This is a genomic window from Pseudomonas linyingensis (assembly GCF_900109175.1).
GTDB lineage: Bacteria > Pseudomonadota > Gammaproteobacteria > Pseudomonadales > Pseudomonadaceae > Geopseudomonas > Geopseudomonas linyingensis.
The window spans coordinates 70,219-85,219 of record NZ_FNZE01000007.1; the positions used below are offsets into that span (position 1 = coordinate 70,219).

16 protein-coding genes are annotated in these 15,001 nt (G+C 62.5%); 10 read left to right on the forward strand and 6 right to left on the reverse strand.

Annotated features, from left to right (window positions below; genetic code table 11):
- Nucleotides 1-2 precede the first annotated feature (2 nt).
- The 3 genes from BMZ19_RS10320 (at nt 3) to BMZ19_RS22370 (ending at nt 2,060) form a co-directional block, all read left to right on the forward strand.
- Nucleotides 3-632, forward strand: a complete 630-nt coding sequence (locus BMZ19_RS10320) for a hypothetical protein (RefSeq protein ID WP_212633213.1) — start codon at nt 3-5, stop codon at nt 630-632.
- 154 nt (nt 633-786) lie between these two features.
- On the forward strand, nt 787-1,734 hold the full coding sequence (locus BMZ19_RS22615; RefSeq protein ID WP_244517159.1) for a hypothetical protein: 948 nt from the start codon (nt 787-789) through the stop codon (nt 1,732-1,734).
- 164 nt (nt 1,735-1,898) lie between these two features.
- A complete protein-coding gene (locus BMZ19_RS22370) occupies nt 1,899-2,060 on the forward strand; it encodes a hypothetical protein (protein WP_170847738.1) in 162 nt (53 codons plus the stop codon).
- A gap of 370 nt (nt 2,061-2,430) precedes the next feature.
- Here BMZ19_RS22370 and BMZ19_RS10330 read toward each other — a convergent pair whose 3' ends face one another.
- From BMZ19_RS10330 to BMZ19_RS10345, 4 genes are all read right to left on the reverse strand, one after another.
- Nucleotides 2,431-3,648, reverse strand: a complete 1,218-nt coding sequence (locus BMZ19_RS10330; protein ID WP_090310557.1) for a protein NO VEIN domain-containing protein — start codon at nt 3,646-3,648, stop codon at nt 2,431-2,433.
- A gap of 5 nt (nt 3,649-3,653) precedes the next feature.
- The gene (locus tag BMZ19_RS10335) at nt 3,654-4,004 is read right to left on the reverse strand and encodes a nucleotide pyrophosphohydrolase (protein ID WP_090310559.1); all 351 of its coding nucleotides are present in this window, start codon (nt 4,002-4,004) and stop codon (nt 3,654-3,656) included.
- Nucleotides 4,005-4,037: 33 nt separating this feature from the next.
- The gene (locus BMZ19_RS22620) at nt 4,038-4,352 is read right to left on the reverse strand and encodes a tyrosine-type recombinase/integrase (RefSeq protein WP_342028240.1); all 315 of its coding nucleotides are present in this window, start codon (nt 4,350-4,352) and stop codon (nt 4,038-4,040) included.
- A gap of 679 nt (nt 4,353-5,031) precedes the next feature.
- A complete protein-coding gene (locus tag BMZ19_RS10345) occupies nt 5,032-5,481 on the reverse strand; it encodes a bacteriohemerythrin (RefSeq protein ID WP_090310561.1) in 450 nt (149 codons plus the stop codon).
- A 330-nt stretch (nt 5,482-5,811) separates the two neighbouring features.
- Here BMZ19_RS10345 and BMZ19_RS10350 point away from each other — a divergent pair, with 330 nt between their 5' ends.
- Nucleotides 5,812-6,312: an LEA/WHy family protein gene (locus tag BMZ19_RS10350; RefSeq protein ID WP_090310562.1), complete on the forward strand. Its 501-nt coding sequence runs from the start codon at nt 5,812-5,814 to the stop codon at nt 6,310-6,312.
- A gap of 10 nt (nt 6,313-6,322) precedes the next feature.
- Here the strand turns inward: BMZ19_RS10350 and BMZ19_RS10355 are convergent, their stop codons facing one another.
- Nucleotides 6,323-6,514: a hypothetical protein gene (locus BMZ19_RS10355; RefSeq protein ID WP_090310564.1), complete on the reverse strand. Its 192-nt coding sequence runs from the start codon at nt 6,512-6,514 to the stop codon at nt 6,323-6,325.
- A 337-nt stretch (nt 6,515-6,851) separates the two neighbouring features.
- Between BMZ19_RS10355 and BMZ19_RS10360 the strand changes: the two genes are divergently transcribed.
- On the forward strand, nt 6,852-8,060 hold the full coding sequence (locus BMZ19_RS10360; RefSeq protein ID WP_090310565.1) for a multidrug effflux MFS transporter: 1,209 nt from the start codon (nt 6,852-6,854) through the stop codon (nt 8,058-8,060).
- A gap of 120 nt (nt 8,061-8,180) precedes the next feature.
- Here BMZ19_RS10360 and rpsT read toward each other — a convergent pair whose 3' ends face one another.
- Nucleotides 8,181-8,450 carry a 30S ribosomal protein S20 gene (gene rpsT, locus BMZ19_RS10365; RefSeq protein WP_090310567.1) on the reverse strand — a complete coding sequence of 90 codons (270 nt, stop codon included), beginning with the start codon at nt 8,448-8,450 and terminating at the stop codon, nt 8,181-8,183.
- Nucleotides 8,451-8,610: 160 nt separating this feature from the next.
- On the opposite strand from rpsT, the gene murJ reads away from it, so the two are divergent.
- The 5 genes from murJ (at nt 8,611) to fkpB (ending at nt 14,939) form a co-directional block, all read left to right on the forward strand.
- Entirely contained in the window at nt 8,611-10,158 is a 1,548-nt protein-coding gene (gene murJ / locus BMZ19_RS10370) for a murein biosynthesis integral membrane protein MurJ (protein WP_090310568.1), read from the forward strand.
- A 73-nt stretch (nt 10,159-10,231) separates the two neighbouring features.
- Nucleotides 10,232-11,179, forward strand: coding sequence for a bifunctional riboflavin kinase/FAD synthetase (gene ribF / locus BMZ19_RS10375; RefSeq protein ID WP_090310570.1), 948 nt, complete (start codon nt 10,232-10,234; stop codon nt 11,177-11,179).
- Complete coding sequence (ileS, locus tag BMZ19_RS10380) at nt 11,176-14,007, forward strand: isoleucine--tRNA ligase (RefSeq protein ID WP_090310571.1); 2,832 nt, start codon at nt 11,176-11,178, stop codon at nt 14,005-14,007. The genes ribF and ileS overlap by 4 nt, the downstream gene beginning before the upstream one ends.
- On the forward strand, nt 14,000-14,509 hold the full coding sequence (lspA, locus tag BMZ19_RS10385) for a signal peptidase II (RefSeq protein WP_090310572.1): 510 nt from the start codon (nt 14,000-14,002) through the stop codon (nt 14,507-14,509). The genes ileS and lspA overlap by 8 nt, the downstream gene beginning before the upstream one ends.
- Nucleotides 14,502-14,939, forward strand: coding sequence for an FKBP-type peptidyl-prolyl cis-trans isomerase (fkpB, locus tag BMZ19_RS10390; protein WP_090310574.1), 438 nt, complete (start codon nt 14,502-14,504; stop codon nt 14,937-14,939). The genes lspA and fkpB overlap by 8 nt, the downstream gene beginning before the upstream one ends.
- Nucleotides 14,940-15,001 lie beyond the last annotated feature (62 nt).

Consider the following 15,001-nt stretch of genomic DNA (forward strand, 5'->3'; position numbering starts at 1 on the left):
CCATGCCGGGAGCAGCCATAGCACCGGACGTACAGGCGCAGGTGGTGGCACTCAGAGAGGCGGGCTATTCGCTCGCCTCCATAGCTACCCGCCTCGATATCGGCATCAGCTCAGTTCAGCGGATCATCAAGAAACGTGGCGCGGTTGCTGGCGCTGCTACTGACGAGATGATCGCTAGGGCGCGTGACGAGATGATCGCCGCCGCCTACGGCCTGGAGTCAGTGCAGAAGATCGCAGCCAGCCTAGTGCATGACGACCTCGACCTAGCCCAGCGCACACGTCAGAAAGCCGCTGCAGTCCTCGATGCCATCGAAGTGACGGCAGATAACGCTATGCAGTCCGCCAGGGCACTTGCCGCAGTTGCAACCGCCCTCAAGGTGACTCAGGACGTGCAACGCCGAGCCCTTCCCCTCGACAAGTTGGAGCGGGCTGCCTCGGTTGAAGAGCTGCCAGAGCTGACCATTCACATCATGGGGCCGGATGACGTGCGCGAACTCCGGGAGCAGCAGCGCCAGGAAGCAGCAGAGCGGATCAATGGCGGCAGGTGTGGGTTGCTCGCAATGCCTGGAGAGAACGATCAGGAAGAGCAGCACTGCAATGATGACGACGTGATCGAGCTGACCGATGACTGACCAGAGGTTGAACACCAGGCGAACAGCCCCCAAGTGTCAAACCCTTAGAACTAACGACTTACATCGACTCCTATGCCGTCAACGAGCGTAACCGGATTTTGAAAATCGGGACGACAGTGGCAAGAGAGTCGAGAAGCATTGCAAGGCAATTGACATGATTAACACCGAGTTTTCGCTTTCCGAGCAGGCATCGCTGTGGGTGGACGTAGACGCCGAGCTGGCCATGCTGTCGCCTGATGAATTGGCTGATGAATTGAAGTCGGTCGAGTTTTCGTTTTCCGGAAGCGGAACTTTTCCAAAAAACATCACGAGAGCCAGCGCCACGAAAAAGCCACTCAGGCCAAGCGCGGCGCGGCTTCTGGCGATTCTCTACCTCGGCCACCAGGACAACGTAGCAGTATTAGGAAATCTATACAGAGAACTTAGACTAGCTACCGACCAGGAAGGGAGGGAGCAGGTACAGACCAGGATCACCAAGCTGGAAGCCAATAACAGATACGCGCAGAGACTCGCTCAGTCCGTTGCCTCCGGCACCGAACTTCACGAGTGGAGGCGCGTACCTGGAGAACTGAAACGGGCTTTCACTCTGATCGGCTTCGCCTCTCATCGTGACGCCTACGCAATCACCATCCGGCTAGATTCTGGTGTGGCCGGCGCGGCGCTTACCGCCGCCAAAGGCCAGGCCGATTACCTCTCGGCAATTCTCCGAAGGCTTGGCGTGACCGAGCTGGCTTTCGTGCTGGAGCGCAGCGACAGAGAAAGCAGCGAGAATAGCCCGTGGCATCTTCACTGCTCAGCCATCATCTCGGCTGACCTGTTGGAAGAGCTGACCAGGGAGCCGATTGGCGCTGATGGAAAGCCAAAGCCAAGCAAGCTCCGGAAGGCGCTGGCGCTGGACTACCGGCAACGGTACAAGAACAGGGCAGTCGACGTGCAGCCGCTCAGGACGGCGGGAGCGTGGGGCGTGTATATCACCAAGGATATCGACGTGACCACCCACCGGCTGAAAGGGCGCAGCCCATGCTATGCCAGCCAGAGTGCCAAGAGGGCAGCCCGCGAGCTGTACGATGGCATGCGGCGATGGCTTACCACTACCTGCTGACTTTATTCAGGGCAAAAAAAATAGGCAGTTAGTAACTAACTACCTATTTAAGTTCAGCAATTGACGATGGATATTGTATCGAACTTCGTCGAAATAAACCAGTCTGCACATTCTCAAGGCTCCCGGCTAATGTGTGCCACCACAACAGCCAGAAGTAATCCACCATGCAGTATCAGCACATCACCTACGAACAAGCCTGTGAACTCATCGAGCGCCACAACGCAACCGAAGTGGCGGCGCTCGGGCTGGCGCAGGTATTTCAGGCCGGAACGGCTTACATCATCCTCGGCAGCGCCAGCGAATGCCTGTTGATCGAGGGTGCGTGACGGAATAGGTCCAGGTAGCTCCTGAATGCCGCCCAGCAGTAACGATCAACGAAAGCTGCATGGGGTGGTAGTGGGTGGGGTTGCGGCGCTCTAGTGGCAATGGTTCGCGGGTTAAAATCCTGATTGATTGCCAGGCTGGTAGGCGCTATTTTCGCCTGCACCATCCACCGCCCTCTATGAGGGTGTGGCACTGTGCGAGTGATAGCGGACGACTACCCCTTATGAATCAGGCAGTTATGGTTGGGTAGTGGCGAAAGTCGTACCTCCCCCGGCCCCATTATGTCAGAGCAGCATAAGCCATTGATTTTCCGAGCGAAGATCAGGGGCTTATGCTTTCGACACCCTTCGACTGTTCCGAAAGTGTCATACCTTACTCAGAATTCAGATCGCCTTGAGCAGCAGGCTCTATACCGACCTCTACCCGGTAGGTGATTGGGGTCATGACCATATTGAGAAGCTGACTGCCTGTCAGGCGATACTCCTGATACTCCCCCTTGGACTGGTCCAAGGAGTGAATACGAACAACCTCTAACTGCTCAGCATTGAGGGCGGCGAAATTCCGTTCGTTCTCTGTAAGGAAGAAAGGGGTATTCGCATCACCAGTAGTGGTCTTAACCTCAATGAAATATATAGATATCCCATCTTGGGTGAGCCTAACCGAACGGATGTCATAACCGGCCCCATCACCCTCTACATGAGGCACATCGACAACCCGGAACTTGTTTTCCTCACCAAGCTCGACTGAGACGCGCTCAATCTCTCGCTTCAGGACGATTTTCTCTCCCAGCCTTCCGAGAGCTTGGTTTGCCGCAGCTTCTTGTAGGTAGTCCTTGCTTCGAGTAGCACCCTTCCGGCTGGCAGACTTAGTCGATGGGCGAGCCATTCTTCTAGTAGGAGATGAATTACCTATACAGACATAGTCAGACGCATCTAAAGGTGGGGGCGTTATCGGCAGTTCTAGCGGCTCCGGTAGGTAGTAGCTGCGCCGAGTTGCAGAAGTAGCATGGGATTTGAATATATCTGCCAGCTTGTCGGTCTTGTTCAGTAGCCGCTGACCATTGCTCGCAGGTGCGTAGGTAAACCCCTTGTTTGCCATCTCTTTTAGGGTCAGGCGATTCCTAGCCAAGTGATGGATATGAACGTTCAAATCAAGCTGGCGCTCTTTGCAGCGCTCAATTGCCTCCTGAACTGCCTGAGCCGGTATCTGATCAACATCGCCGAACCATAGAACGTCCGAAAAATGCACAAGATTCGGCCATATTCTGGGGGATTCGTTGAAGTTGCTCTCGATCACCTCAGAAAGCCATCGCGGCTCAGTCTTCCTCGAGGTGCTGCCGACGATGCCTGCCCCGATGAAGCCTGAAGCGTCAGGTGAGGGCTTGCTTTTAGTAACAAACGTCAAATTTGGGCGCGAAGCCTGAAAAATAAATACATCTCCCGGCTTTAGCTTTCCCCAAAAGTCCTGTTTGTCGGTATCAAATCCCCAGAAGCCTGTGGCCAACGTCGTTAGCCAATGCTCAATATTGCCGCATACCTTGATAGCTTGGCCGCTTTTTATGGTCTCAATGATTTGAGTGGTAATGTCCATATTAGTTATAACTCATTGTGCTTCTTGGCATTCCCACGAGCTTTCTCGACTGGGTACTTTTCGGCGTTAATACGTAGCTTCCGATCCACCACTGCTTGCAAATCCAGGGAAAGCACGTCGGCGAAGCGCAGTAGATACAAGGTGACGTCAGCCACTTCCTCCTCAACCTTGCGCATGCTCTCGGCGTCACCCTTGATCGCCGCCGCCTGAGAATCAGTCAGCCACTGAAAAATCTCGAGCAGCTCAGACGCCTCCACAGCCAATGCAGAAGCAAGATTCTTCGGGGTATGGAACTGCTCCCAATCTCTCTCTCGTGCAAAATCACGCAGTTGCTGCTGAATCTGCTCGACGTCCATTGAGTCCCTCCGACCATCGATAGCAATAAGGCTCTATCTTCTCAGAAGCTCTGCTCCCAGACTAGGAGCGGAAGAAGTCGCTCCGAATGCCTGTCCCGCGAGCGGACTCAACCTCACCGCCTCCGTAAGATGCTCTGGAGCCAAATGCGCATAGCGCATAGTCATGGCCAAACTGGAGTGGCCCAGGATCTTCTGCAGAGTGAGGATGTTCCCCTCCTTCTGCATGAAGTGGCTGGCGAAGGTGTGGCGGAGTGCGTGGGTGGCTTTGCCCTGGGGTGGTTCGATGCCGGAGCGATCCAGGGCTCGGCGAAAAGCGTTGACGCTGACGATGGTGACGCTTCCAGTGATTGCGAGTCAGCTACTCCAGGGCGGGATCAATCGGCGCGGTGCGCGCCTTACTCGATTTGGTTTTGCTGTAAGTAACGGCCTCATTCCACAACCTAGCCGGCACCAATCCCTCAGCCTCTGACCAGAACTGCGCCAAGAACCGCCCTCAAATACAGTCGAGCTAGCATCATTAATCCCTAAGTTTTCTCCCGTACCCCGAGACCGAATGATCGCAAAACGCATCCAAAGAAACCAAAAAAGCGGCGCATCAGGATGCAGGTTCAAATCCACACCTGGGGGGCTTGCCACCCAACTGACGGCCACGTAGATTCTTACTGAACCATCAACCAGCTCCACCTGGGTGTGACATCGCGATGGTGGTGCGGGGCCTCAAGCACACGATTTAGCGGCTTGCAGGGGGAGAAAAGCTTACGGTTGACCATCCCCCCGGCTCCACCAAAACCTGACGCAAAGCCCCGAACTCCGGGGCTTTGCGCTGTCTGGGTCTGTCGTTTTCGGCCGGCGCGCTGCTGGTAGATCGCCTCCGCATGAGGTCCGCCGTTGCTCGGCATGCAGCCTGCCGCATCTTCCTGATGTTCAACCGCCGCGGCGCTTTCCTGCTGCCCTGGCGGGTTGCTGAACCATCGCGTTCCTTGAGTGGGCGTGGCTGCTTTGGCAGCGCTCTTCCCTGTGTGACCTCTCAGCCAAAGAACTTGCCCAGCATCCGCGCCACGAAGCCGCCTTCGAGGCTTCTCTTGACGTAATTGACGTAGTGCTTGTCGTCGCGCTTGATGTGGTTGGTCAGCCACAGGCCGATGTCGCTGCGCACTTCGCGGGCAAGACGGATCGGATCCTCGCCGCTGCCGAAGCGCACGCGATAGGAGTCGGCGCGTTCCTTGAAGCGCTCGTGCACCTCGTGATGTGCATCCAGCATCGGGTAGCCGGCCTTTTCCATCAGGCTTTCTTCGAAGGTGTTGTGGGCGATCGCATAGTCGATCAGTGACTTGATGACGTGCTCGATCTGCTCGACGGATTTGCGGGAGATGGCCTGATCGATCTCCTTCAGGTACTCGAATATGCGCTTGTGCTGCTCATCGATGATGTCGATGCCGGTTTCAAAGTCGGCAGTCCAGCTGATCGCAATTGCCATGGCTCTTCCTCGCTGAGTACTTGAGTGTTACGGAGTGGGTCCGGTATCCATTGCAAAGCAAGTCTAATGCCACATTGTTTCTGTGGTTTTACCATGCCATTACTGCGCGGATTCGGGCGGGTGTTGCGCTGGCGATTGCCGGGTGGTGGGTAGGCTAGAGGTAGGTGTGCGCTTTTTTGGTGCGATCGTTGTGTTGCGCTACCAGGCCTGGCGGCGCTGACTGGAGGGCTGCGAGTGGCGGCGATGAGTGCCGGCGCACAGGCAGGATCGGGCTGGGCGACGGATACTTGTCAGGGTTGCTCCCTGCCATCCCTTTGCGAGAGTCGCCCCATGTCCAGTCTCGTTGCTCCGCCTGTTGCCCGCGCCGTCCGCTTCCTGCTGGGCGCTCTGTTGGTGCTGACCCTGAGTGCCTGTGCGGCACTCGGTGTCCGTGACCCTCTCAACATACAGGTGGTCGGCGTCGAGCCCTTGCCGGGCGAGGGCCTGGAAATGCGCTTCGCGGTGAAGCTGCGGGTGCAGAATCCCAATACGACGCCGATCGACTACGACGGCATTGCGCTGGAACTGAAGGTCAACGAGCGGTCGCTGGCTCGCGGGGTGAGTGCCCAGAGCGGCAGCGTGCCGCGCTTTGGCGAGACGGTGCTGGTGGTGCCGGTGAGCATCTCGGCGTTTGCCGCCGTGCGTCAGGCGCTGGGGCTGGCCGAGAACGCCCGGCTGGACAGCCTGCCCTACGTGCTGCGCGGCAAGCTCGGCGGCGGCCTGTTGGGCGGCCGTCGCTTCAGCGATGCGGGCACGCTCGATCTCTCCGCGGTGGGGAAGGCCCGTCGCTGAAGACGCCGGCTCAGCCGGCCAGGTCCCAGAGGCGGTCGTCCTTGAGGGTATGGGTAGGAATGTAGCGCGGCTCGCCACTGACCTCTTCCAGCTCGGTCAGCCCGGCGAGCTGGTTGACGATGCGATAGCGCTTGCCGGCGGTTTTGTCCTTGAGCGGATACAGCTCGGCAATCTGGGTGGCCAGTTCGGTGAGGGTGGACATGACACTGCTCCGTGAATCCATGGCAGCTATTTACCGTGTGCGAGTTACAGTCGTGCGAACGTGCGAGCAATAAGTGTGCCGTTTGTCGGTGGGTGCGTGCGGCAATGTCTTTCAGATCTTCTGTTGTTGCCTGGGTGTGGGGGAGGGCGCCGGCCAGTCGTGCAGCTGGGCGTCGATCATCTGCGGGGGTGTCGTTCGGCAGCGAGGCGCGCGCTGATTGAGTGGGCGAGGCATTGCCATCGCGCGGCTATTTACAAACATGCTCGAATGTATATAAAACGGACGGTCTTGCTGCGTCAGTGCATCGGCGTTGCGCTATCCCCGTCCTGGAGTTCTGATGCCGTTACGTCTCTTGTTGATCCTTGGCGCCCTGACGGCGTTTGCGCCGCTGGCGATCGATTTCTACCTGCCGAGTTTTCCGGCGCTGGCGCAGGCCTTCGCCACCGACGTCGAGCACGTGCAGTACAGTCTGGCGGCCTATTTCATCGGGCTGGCCATTGGTCAGTTGCTCTACGGGCCGCTGGCCGACCGCTTCGGCCGGCGCCCGCCGCTGCTGTTCGGCGTGGCGCTGTTCACCCTGGCTTCGTTCGTCTGCGCGCTGGCGCCGAGCCTCGACTGGTTGATCGCTGCGCGTTTCGTCCAGGCCCTGGGAGGCTGTGCCGGCATGGTGGTGGCGCGTGCGGTGGTACGCGACCTGTGCAATCCGGTCAGCTCGGCGAAGGTGTTCTCCCAACTGATGCTGGTGATGGGATTGGCGCCGATTCTTGCGCCGGCCGCGGGCGGGGCGCTGCTGGCGCTGTCCGGCTGGCAGGCGATCTTCGTCTGTCTGGGGTTGTTCGCGGCGCTCTGTCTGCTGCTGGTGGTGCTCTGGCTGCCGGAGACGCGACCGCAGGATGCGCCTCCGGCCCCGTTGGCTGGGGCGCTCGGTCAGTATCGGCGGCTGCTGGCCGATCGGGCGTTCATCGGCCATGCGCTGACCGGCGGTCTGGCGATGGCGGCGATGTTCGCCTATATCGCCGGCTCGCCGTTCGTGTTCATCGACCTCTACAGGGTGCCGGCTCAGCAGTACGGCTGGCTGTTCGGCAGCAATGCCGCCGGTTTCGTTCTGGTTGCCCAGTTCAATTCGCGCCTGCTGCGGCGGCGCGGGCCGGGGTTCTGGGTGCCGCGAGGGGTGGCGTTCTACCTGCTCTGTGCGCTGGCGCTGTTCGGCGTGGCGCTGTGGCAGCCGGCGGCGCTGTGGTCGCTGCTGGTGCCGCTGTTCTGCTGCATCGCCACCCTCGGCATGGTGCTGCCGAATGCCTCGGCCTGCGCGATGGCCGGGCAGGGTGCGCACGCCGGCAGTGCCTCGGCGCTGCTCGGCAGCCTGCAGTTCGCCATTGCCGCGCTGGCCGCGTCGCTGGTCGGTGTGCTGCACGATGGCACGGCGCGGCCGATGGCGCTGGTGATGCTGGTGTGTGCCAGTGGTGCGCTGCTGGTGGCCTGGCGCACGGCGCAGTACCGGCCGGATATCGCCAATCCCGGGGTGGTGGAGGAGGGGGCGGTGTAGCCGAGAGTAGCGGGCGCATCCCGGATGCCGGGTGCGCCGACCGCTTGTCTGGGGTCGGCAAGCACTTTCCTGCAGGCAACAAAAAACCGGCCGCAGCCGGTTTCTTGTCGGAACAGAAGCTTAAGCCTGAGCGAGGGCCTTGATGTGGCCGTTCAGGCGGCTCTTGTGACGAGCAGCTTTGTTCTTGTGGATGATGCCTTTGTCAGCCAGGCGGTCGATCACCGGTACAGCAGCGGTGTAGGCGACTTGAGCCTTGGCCAGGTCTTTGGCGTCGATAGCCTTGACCACGTTCTTGATGTAGGTACGCACCATCGAGCGCAGGCTGGCGTTGTGGCTGCGGCGCTTCTCAGCCTGTCTGGCGCGTTTTTTGGCGGAGGGGGAGTTTGCCACCGTCGAGCTCCTCGAATACTGGGGGATACCAAATAATAAGGCCGCGAATCATGCCGATGCCTGACTCCATTGTCAAGCGCCAAAGGCGGCCGTCGATTGCTGGTCGGACGGGCTAGCCCTAGCTTAAACTCGCCGACCTTTGCAGGGTGGGGATTAAAGCATGTCCGGTGAGTCGGCCAAAAGCGGTCTGTTGCGTTCCAGTGCCGTTGTCAGTGTGATGACCCTGCTCTCGCGGGTGCTCGGCATGGTCCGCGACATGGTGGTGGCGGCCTATTTCGGTTCCAGTCCGGCGGCCGATGCATTCTTCATCGCCTTCAAGATTCCCAACTTCATGCGCCGCCTGTTCGCCGAGGGCGCCTTCGCCCAGGCCTTCGTGCCGGTGCTCTCCGAGTACCGGGCGCAGCGCAGCCTGGCCGAGGTCAAGCAACTGGTCGACCGGGTCGCCGGCACCCTGGGGCTGACCCTCACCGCGATCACCGCGCTGGGCGTGGTCGCCTCGCCCTACCTGATCATGCTGTTCGCGCCGGGTTTTCGCGGCGACCCGGAAAAGCTCGCCCTGGCCGGCGACCTGCTGCGCATCACGTTCCCCTACCTGCTGCTGATCTCGCTGACCGCCTTCTGCGGCGGCATCCTCAACAGCTACGGGCGCTTCGCCGTGCCGGCCTTCACCCCGGTGCTGCTGAATATCTGCATGATCGGCTCGGCGGTGCTGCTCACCCCGTACTTCGACCAGCCGATCATGGCGCTGGCTTGGGGCGTGTTCATCGCAGGCCTGGCCCAGTTGCTGTTCCAGCTGCCGTTCCTCGTGCGCATACAGCTGCTGCCGATTCCGCGCCCGAACCGCAAGGACGAGGGCGTGAAGCGGATCATGACCCTGATGCTGCCGGCGCTGTTCGGCGTGTCGGTCAGCCAGATCAACCTGCTGCTGGATACCGTGCTGGCCTCCTTCCTGCAGACCGGCAGCGTGTCCTGGCTGTACTACGCCGACCGCCTGTCGGAGCTGCCGTTGGGAGCCTTCGGCATCGCCATCGGCACGGTGATCCTGCCCAGCCTGTCGCGCCTGCATGCCAGTGGCGATCCCAAGGCCTTCTCGGCGACCATCGACTGGGCGCTGCGCATGGTGCTGCTGGTCGGCGTGCCGGCGGCGCTGGCCCTGGCGATCCTCTCCGAACCGCTGATCGCCAGCCTGTTCCACTACGGCAAGATGACCGAGAACGACGTGGTGCAGGCGGCCAATGCGCTGGAAGCCTATTCGCTGGGCGTGCTGACCTTCATGCTGATCAAGGTGCTGGCGCCGGCGTTCTTCGCCCGCCAGGACCTGAAGACCCCGGTGCGCATCGCCGTGCAGTGCATGGTGGCCAACATGGCCTTCAACCTGATCCTGATCTGGCCGCTGCAACATGTCGGTCTGGCGCTGGCCACCTCGCTGTCGTCGATGCTCAACACCGGCCTGCTGCTCTGGGGGCTGTACAAGATCGGCGTCTATCGCCCGGCGCCGGGCTGGTGGCTGTTCGGCCTGCGCCTGCTGGCCGGCTGTGCGGCCATGGTGGCGCTGGTCTGGTGGCTGAATGCCCCGGCCGCGGAGTGGTTTGCCTGGGGCTGGCAGCGCCGCGCCGGGGAGCTGAGCCTGCTGGTCGGCGGCGGCATCGCCGTCTACGTCGCGGCGATGGTGTCGCTGGGCCTGCGCCTGCGTCACCTGCGTCATTGAGCGGGGAAACAGGGCCTACGCCTGACGTCCGCGCATGGGTATAATCGACCACTTTGTGAACAAGATGCGCCCTATGCAACTGGTCCGAGGTCTCCATAATCTGCGCTGCTGCCAGCGGCGCTGCGTTGCCACCATCGGCAACTTCGACGGCGTGCACCTTGGCCACCAGGGCGTCCTGGCGCGCCTGCGCGAGCGCGCAGCAGAGGCCGGTTTGCCCAGCTGCGTGGTGATCTTCGAGCCGCAGCCGCGCGAATTCTTCGCGCCGGACAAAGCGCCGCCGCGCATCAGCAGCCTGCGCGAGAAGCTCGAGCTGCTGCGCGAGGCCGGTGTCGACCAGGTGCTGTGCCTGACCTTCAATCGACGTCTGCGCGAGCTGTCCGCCAATCAGTTCGTCCACCAGATCCTGGTCGAGGGCCTCGGCGTCCAGCATCTGGAAGTCGGCGACGACTTCCGCTTCGGCTGCGACCGTGCCGGCGACTTCGACCTGCTGGTCGAGGCGGGTGCGCGCGAAGGCTTCACCGTCGAGTCGGCCAGCACCATCGAGCTGGACGGCGAGCGGATCAGCAGCACGCGGGTGCGCGAGGTGCTGGCTGCCGGCGATTTCGCCATGGCCGAACGCCTGCTCGGCCGCCCCTACTGCATCAGTGGCCGGGTGCTGCATGGCCAGAAGCTCGGTCGCCAGCTGGGTGCGCCGACCGCCAATCTACGCCTCAACCGGCTGCGCGCCGCGCTCAATGGCGTCTACCTGGTCAGCACCGTGGTGGATGGCCAGCGCTGGCCCGGCGTGGCCAACATCGGCACGCGGCCGAGCGTGGCGGGCGACGGCCGCGCCCATCTCGAGGTGCATTTGCTGGATTTTGCCGGTGACCTCTACGGTCGCCGCCTGGTGGTGCAGTTCCACCAAAAGCTGCGCGACGAGCAGCGTTTCGCCTCCCTGGAGGCACTGAAGTCGGCGATCGACGCGGACATCGCCGCCGCCCGTGCCCACTGGCAGGGTCAACCGTTAGAGAACCTGAAATGACCGACTACAAAGCGACCCTGAACCTGCCGGACACGGCATTCCCGATGAAGGCCGGGCTGCCGCAGCGCGAGCCGGAAATGCTCAAGCACTGGGACAGCATCGATCTGTACGGCAAGCTGCGCGCGCTGGGCGCCACGCGGCCGAAGTTCGTCCTCCACGACGGCCCGCCCTACGCCAACGGCAACATCCACATCGGCCACGCGGTCAACAAGGTTCTCAAGGACATCATCGTCCGCTCCAAGACCCTCGCCGGCTACGACGCCCCCTACGTGCCGGGCTGGGACTGCCACGGCCTGCCGATCGAGCACAAGGTCGAGGTCACCCACGGCAAGAACCTGCCGGCGGACAAGACTCGCGAGCTGTGCCGCAGCTATGCCGCCGAGCAGATCGAGGGCCAGAAGGCCGACTTCATCCGCCTCGGCGTGCTCGGCGACTGGGGCAACCCGTACAAGACCATGAACTTCGCCAACGAGGCCGGCGAGATCCGCGCCCTGGCCGAGATGGTCAAGGGCGGCTTCGTGTTCAAGGGCCTCAAACCGGTCAACTGGTGCTTCGACTGCGGCTCGGCGCTGGCCGAGGCCGAGGTCGAGTACCAGGACAAGAAGTCTGACGCCATCGACGTGGCTTTCGCCATCGAGGACGCCGCCCAGCTGGCCGAGGCCTTCGGCCTGTCCAGCCTGGAGAAGACCGCCTACGCGGTGATCTGGACCACCACGCCGTGGACCATCCCGGCCAACCAGGCGCTCAACGTCCATCCCGAATTCGAGTACGCGCTGGTCGACGTCGGCGACAAGCTGCTGCTGCTGGCCGCCGAACTGGTCGAATCCTGCCTGGCCCGCTACGGCCTGGAGGGCGAGGCGATCGCCAGCACTCAGGGCGCGGCGCTGGAAAACATCCGTTTCCGTCATCCGTTCTACGAGCGTTTCTCCCCCGTCTACTTGGCCGAGTACGTCGAGCTGGGCGCCGGTACCGGCATCGTCCACTCGGCGCCGGCCTACGGCGAGGACGACTTCCGCTCCTGCAAGCAGTACGGCATGAGCAACGACGACATCCTCAACCCGGTGCAGAGCAACGGCGTCTACGTCAAGGACCTGCCGTTCTTCGGCGGCCAGTTCATCTGGAAGGCCAACCCGCAGATCGTCGCCAAGCTGCAGGAAGTCGGCGCGCTGCTCAAGCACGAAGGCATCAGCCACAGCTACATGCACTGCTGGCGGCACAAGACCCCGCTGATCTACCGCGCCACCGCGCAGTGGTTCGTCGGCATGGACCGCGAGCCGGCCGAAGGCGCCACCCTGCGCGAGCGCGCGCTGAGCGCCATCGAGCAGACCGAGTTCTACCCCGGCTGGGGCAAGCCGCGCCTGCACGCGATGATCGCCAACCGTCCCGACTGGTGCATCTCGCGCCAGCGCAACTGGGGTGTGCCGATCCCGTTCTTCCTGCACAAGGAAAGCGGCGAGCTGCACCCGCGCACCGTCGAGCTGATGGAGCAGGTCGCCCTGCGCGTCGAGCAGCAAGGCATCGAGGCCTGGTTCAAGCTCGACGCCGCCGAGCTGCTCGGTGACGAGGCCGCCCAGTACGACAAGATCAGCGACACCCTCGACGTCTGGTTCGACTCCGGCACCACCCACTGGCACGTGATGCGCGGCTCGCACCCGATGGGCCACGACCAGGGCCCGCGCGCCGACCTGTACCTGGAAGGCTCCGACCAGCACCGCGGCTGGTTCCACTCCTCCTTGCTGACCGGCGCCGCCATCGACGGCCACGCGCCATACCGCGGCCTGCTGACCCACGGCTTCGTGGTCGACGAGAACGGCCGCAAGATGTCCAAGTCGCTGGGCAACGTCATCGCCCCGCAGGAAGTCACCGACAGCATGGGCGCCGACATCCTGCGCCTGTGGGTCTCGGCCACCGACTACTCCGGCGAGATGGCTGTCTCCAAGCAGATCCTGCAGCGCAGCGCCGACGCCTACCGACGCATCCGCAACACCATGCGCTTCCTGCTCTCCAACCTGAGCGGCTTCAATCCGGCCACCGACCTGCTCGAACCGCAGCAGATGCTGGCACTGGACCGCTGGGCGGTGGACGCCGCCGCGCGCCTGCAGGCCGAGCTGACCGAGGCCTACGACCAGTACCGCTTCTGGAACGTCTACCAGAAGGTGCACAACTTCTGCGTGCAGGAGCTGGGCGGCTTCTACCTCGACATCATCAAGGACCGCCAGTACACCACCGCGGCCGACAGCCAGGCGCGCCGCTCCTGCCAGACCGCGCTGTTCCACATCGCCGAGGCGCTGGTGCGCTGGATCGCGCCGATCCTCGCCTTCACCGCCGAGGAAATCTGGCAGTACCTGCCGGGCGAGCGCAGCGAGTCGGTATTCCTCACCACCTGGTACGACGGCCTGTTCGAGCTGGACGCCGACGCCGAGCTGGGCCGCGAGTTCTGGGCCGAGGCGATGGCGGTCAAGGTCGCGGTCAACAAGGAGCTGGAAAACCAGCGCAACGCCAAGACCATCGGTGGCGGCCTGCAGGCCGAAGTGACCCTGTACGCCGAGGACGCGCTGGCCGCCCAGCTGGCCAAGCTCGGCGACGAACTGCGCTTCGTGCTGATCACCTCCTACGCCAGCCTGGCGCCGCTCGCCGACGCTCCGGTCGATGCGGTGGACAGCGAACTGCCGGGTCTCAAGCTGCGCGTGGTCAAGTCGGCGCACGGCAAGTGCGTGCGCTGCTGGCACTTCCGCGCGGATGTCGGCCAGCACGCCGAGCATCCGGAGATCTGCGGCCGTTGCATCGACAACGTGCACGGTGCCGGCGAGGTGCGCGAGCATGCCTGATGCGGGGCGCTCCAGTGCCTTGCCCTGGCTGTGGTTGAGCGCGATCGTCTTCGTGCTCGACCAGGCCAGCAAGCTGTACTTCGACGCCAGCCTGCAGATGTACCAGCAGATCGTGATCATTCCCGACTACTTCAGCTGGACCCTGGCCTACAACACTGGCGCCGCCTTCAGCTTCCTCGCCGACCACGGCGGCTGGCAGCGCTGGCTGTTCGCGCTGATCGCCGTAGGCGTCAGCGCCGTGCTGGTGGTCTGGCTCAAGCGCCTGCCGCGCGAAGGCCAGGGCTGGCTGGCCATGGGCCTGGCGCTGGTGCTGGGCGGTGCGCTGGGCAACCTGTTCGACCGCGTGGCCTACGGCCACGTGATCGACTTCATTCTGGTCCACTGGCAGCAGCGCTGGTACTTCCCGGCCTTCAATGTCGCCGACTGCGCCATCAGCGTCGGTGCCGTGCTGCTGGCCCTGGACATGTTCAAATCCGACAAAAGCGGAGACCGCAATGACTGAACAGCGTATCGGCCCCGAGCGCCAGGTAACCCTGCACTTCGCCATCAAGCTCGAGTCGGGCGACGTGGTCGACAGCACCTTCGACAAGCGTCCGGCGACCTTCAAGGTCGGCGACGGCAACCTGCTGCCCGGCTTCGAGCAGGCGCTCTACGGCCTCAAGGCCGGCGACAAGCGCAGCATCGCCATCGAGCCGGAACACGGCTTCGGCCAGCCCAACCCGCAGAACGTGCAGGTCATGCCGCGCAGCCAGTTCGAGGGCATGGAGCTGTCCGAAGGCCTGATGGTGATCTTCAACGACGCCGCCAAGGCCGAGCTGCCGGGCGTGGTCAAGCAGTTTGATGCCGAGCAGGTCACCATCGACTTCAACCACCCGCTGGCCGGCAAGCGCCTGACCTTCGACGTGGAAATCGTCGACGTGCAGCCCGCCTGATGTGCTTCCTGTAGGAGCGAATTCATTCGCGACCTGTGCTGGTCGCAGATGAATCTGCTCCT

Excerpts from the sequence above, each read along its gene's own strand:
- BMZ19_RS10330 (WP_090310557.1), bottom strand. The coding sequence starts at position 3,648 with ATGGACATTACCACTCAAATCATTGAGACCATAAAAAGCGGCCAAGCT.
- murJ (WP_090310568.1), top strand. The coding sequence starts at position 8,611 with ATGTCCGGTGAGTCGGCCAAAAGCGGTCTGTTGCGTTCCAGTGCCGTT.
- BMZ19_RS22615 (WP_244517159.1), top strand. The coding sequence starts at position 787 with ATGATTAACACCGAGTTTTCGCTTTCCGAGCAGGCATCGCTGTGGGTG.
- BMZ19_RS10345 (WP_090310561.1), bottom strand. The coding sequence starts at position 5,481 with ATGGCAATTGCGATCAGCTGGACTGCCGACTTTGAAACCGGCATCGAC.
- BMZ19_RS10320 (WP_212633213.1), top strand. The coding sequence starts at position 3 with ATGCCGGGAGCAGCCATAGCACCGGACGTACAGGCGCAGGTGGTGGCA.
- ribF (WP_090310570.1), top strand. The coding sequence starts at position 10,232 with ATGCAACTGGTCCGAGGTCTCCATAATCTGCGCTGCTGCCAGCGGCGC.
- lspA (WP_090310572.1), top strand. The coding sequence starts at position 14,000 with ATGCCTGATGCGGGGCGCTCCAGTGCCTTGCCCTGGCTGTGGTTGAGC.
- BMZ19_RS10335 (WP_090310559.1), bottom strand. The coding sequence starts at position 4,004 with ATGGACGTCGAGCAGATTCAGCAGCAACTGCGTGATTTTGCACGAGAG.
- BMZ19_RS10360 (WP_090310565.1), top strand. The coding sequence starts at position 6,852 with ATGCCGTTACGTCTCTTGTTGATCCTTGGCGCCCTGACGGCGTTTGCG.
- BMZ19_RS22370 (WP_170847738.1), top strand. The coding sequence starts at position 1,899 with ATGCAGTATCAGCACATCACCTACGAACAAGCCTGTGAACTCATCGAG.
- BMZ19_RS10355 (WP_090310564.1), bottom strand. The coding sequence starts at position 6,514 with ATGTCCACCCTCACCGAACTGGCCACCCAGATTGCCGAGCTGTATCCG.
- BMZ19_RS10350 (WP_090310562.1), top strand. The coding sequence starts at position 5,812 with ATGTCCAGTCTCGTTGCTCCGCCTGTTGCCCGCGCCGTCCGCTTCCTG.
- ileS (WP_090310571.1), top strand. The coding sequence starts at position 11,176 with ATGACCGACTACAAAGCGACCCTGAACCTGCCGGACACGGCATTCCCG.
- fkpB (WP_090310574.1), top strand. The coding sequence starts at position 14,502 with ATGACTGAACAGCGTATCGGCCCCGAGCGCCAGGTAACCCTGCACTTC.